Genomic DNA, 2659 nt, shown 5'->3' with positions numbered 1-2659 from the left:
ACCGGAGACCGCGACGATGACCTGCTGCTCGCGGTGCTCGAGGAGGTCATCTACGTGTTGGACACCGCTGGCGAGGCACCGGTCGATGTCGAACTGGAGGCCATACCCGGTGGCGTCGACGTCAAGTTCGCGATGGTCGATGCGAGCACCCTGCCTCAAGTGGGCGCCGTGCCGAAGGCGGTGTCGTTCAACGAGCTTCACCTGTCGCATGGCCCGCGGGGGCTGGCGGTGCTCGGTAATCCTTGATGTGTGACTGAGGCGGACAACATGCAGATCATCCAGGAGACCCCATACCGGTTCCGGATCGAACAAGAGGGCGCCATGCGGGTGCCCGGAATCGTGTTCGCGTCGAGATCGTTGCTGCCCGACGAACACGGAGACATGGCGCTGATGCAAGTGGCCAACGTGGCCACGCTGCCAGGGATTGTCCGCGCGTCCTACGCGATGCCCGACGTGCATTGGGGATACGGGTTTCCGATCGGCGGGGTAGCAGCGACCGACGTCGACAACAACGGAGTTGTCTCCCCCGGCGGGGTCGGTTTCGACATCTCGTGCGGGGTGCGGCTGCTGGTGAGCCGCGAACTCGACCGCGATCGGCTGCGGCCACAGATCCGGGCGGTGATGGACCGCCTCGACGCTGCGATACCCCGCGGCGTGGGCACCAAAGGTGTGTGGCGGCTGCCGAATCGCGGAGTGCTGGAAGACGTGTTGACCGGTGGCGCCCGGTTTGCAGTGGACCAAGGATACGGTGTCGCACGCGACCTCGAGCGATGCGAAGACGGTGGCGTGCTCGAGGGCGCCGACGCGGCCACGGTCAGCGACCGGGCCGTCGAACGCGGGCTCGGTCAGATCGGCAGCCTCGGCTCCGGCAACCACTTCCTGGAAATACAGGCCGTCGACCGCGTCTACGACACGGCCGCGGCCACACAGATGGGACTGGCAGAGGACACGGTCTGCGTCATGATCCACACCGGCTCGCGCGGACTCGGCCACCAGATTTGCACCGATCACGTCCGACAAATGGAAAACGCCATGAGCCGCTACGGCATTGCGGTACCCGATCGCCAGTTGGCATGTGTACCTGTCTGTTCCCCCGAGGGCCAGGCCTATCTGGCGGCGATGGCCGCGGCCGCCAATTACGGACGCGCCAACCGGCAACTGCTCACTGAGGCGACGCGTCGAGTGTTCGAGCAGGAAACCAAGACGTCACTGGACCTGCTGTACGACGTGTCGCACAACCTCGCCAAGATCGAAACACATCCCGTCGACGGCCAGACACGCACCGTGTGTGTACATCGGAAGGGCGCAACCCGCTCCCTGCCGCCCCATCACCCAGATCTACCCGCCGACCTGACGGAAGTCGGCCAGCCGGTGCTGATCCCGGGCACGATGGGCACCGCCTCCTACGTGCTCGCGGGCGTTCCCGATAACCCTGCGTTCTTTTCCACCGCCCACGGTGCCGGCCGGGTGCAGAGCCGTCACCAGGCGGCCCGCCACACCAACGCTGACGTAGTCCGCCGAGGTCTCGAGGAACACGGCATTCTCGTCCGTGGCACCTCCCGCCGGGGGCTCGCCGAGGAAAAACCTGAGGCGTACAAGGACATCGACGCGGTGATCGAGACGAGCCATCAGGCCGGGCTCGCCCGCAAGATCGCCCGCCTCGTCCCCTTGGGAGTGGTGAAGGGCTGAGCACCATCGCGGCCTCGGTGGTGATGTGAATCAGGTCACCATCAGCGACCGGCGACGCACACTCGCCCCTGGCCAACGAGCCCATCACTACGCGTGCTAAGCATGGCTGACCGGGCACGGCGACAAATATCCCCGCGGATGGGACTTCGGTCCCTACCGGCTACCGCGCAGAACTTGAAGGATCGAAACGATAAGTCCCGCAACAACCCAACAACCCAACAACCGAAGGACGATCATGTCCAAACTCCCTGTGCGCCGGCAACCTCGATCGTGGCTGCCCGACTGGTCCGATCTGCTCACTGGCTTTCCGTCATGGACGGGGGTCTGCACCCGCTGTTTGACACCCATCTGATCCGGCTTGAGGACGAGATACAAGACGGTCACTACGTCCTGCGCGCCGAGCTCCCAGGAATTGATCCGGCCAAGGACCTCGACATCAGCGTGCGCGACGGCCAGTTGACGATCAAGGCCGAACGCACCGAGAAGAAGGAAACCAAGGGCCGCTCGGAGTTCTCCTACGGCTCGCTCGTCCGCTCAGTCACCCTGCCGGCGGGCGCCGATGAAGAGGACATCAAAGCCACCTACGACAAGGGCATCCTCACTGTCTCGGTGGGTGTTTCCGAAAAGACCGCAGCGGCTGCCGAGAAGCACATCGCGGTGCAAGCCACCAGCTAGCCCTTTCCCGCCGGCCCCACGCTCGATAAGGCCCGCAACAGACACAACCAAGCGGAGTCGTACCTGAGTGCCGGTGTCGCGGGCATTGGCCTGGAAAACGGAGGCACACTCATGGCGGGCCAGCGCGCGAGCGGCACTTACAAGATCACGATCTTAAACGCGCAGGCCCGCTCGTTGATCGCCTCGAGCTGATGTTCGAGTGGTACCGGGCCAGCGTCAGCCGGGCTTGTCGCTAGAGGCTCGTCAGAAGTTTCTGGTGGTGAGGAGGCCTGTTGCGGGCATGTCCCATGCATCT

At 64.6% G+C, this 2659-nt stretch carries 1 protein-coding gene and 2 pseudogenes; all 3 read left to right on the top strand.

The window, feature by feature from the left end:
• A pseudogene (locus tag ACLP9N_RS36625) lies at window positions 1–253 on the top strand (archease); the annotation flags it as partial.
• Window positions 250–1689 carry an RNA-splicing ligase RtcB gene (rtcB, locus tag ACLP9N_RS36620; protein ID WP_442411978.1) on the top strand — a complete coding sequence of 480 codons (1440 nt, stop codon included), beginning with the start codon at window positions 250–252 and terminating at the stop codon, window positions 1687–1689. The pseudogene ACLP9N_RS36625 and the gene rtcB, both read left to right, overlap by 4 nt.
• A 232-nt stretch (window positions 1690–1921) precedes the next feature.
• Window positions 1922–2364 (top strand): annotated as a pseudogene (locus tag ACLP9N_RS36615) (Hsp20/alpha crystallin family protein).
• Window positions 2365–2659: the final 295 nt, after the last annotated feature.

The sequence above is a fragment of the Mycobacterium sp. genome, assembly GCF_052144515.1.
GTDB lineage: Bacteria > Actinomycetota > Actinomycetes > Mycobacteriales > Mycobacteriaceae > Mycobacterium.
The sequence above is the reverse complement of the archived record's forward strand: the minus strand, read 5'-3'. Positions and strand labels throughout refer to the sequence as shown.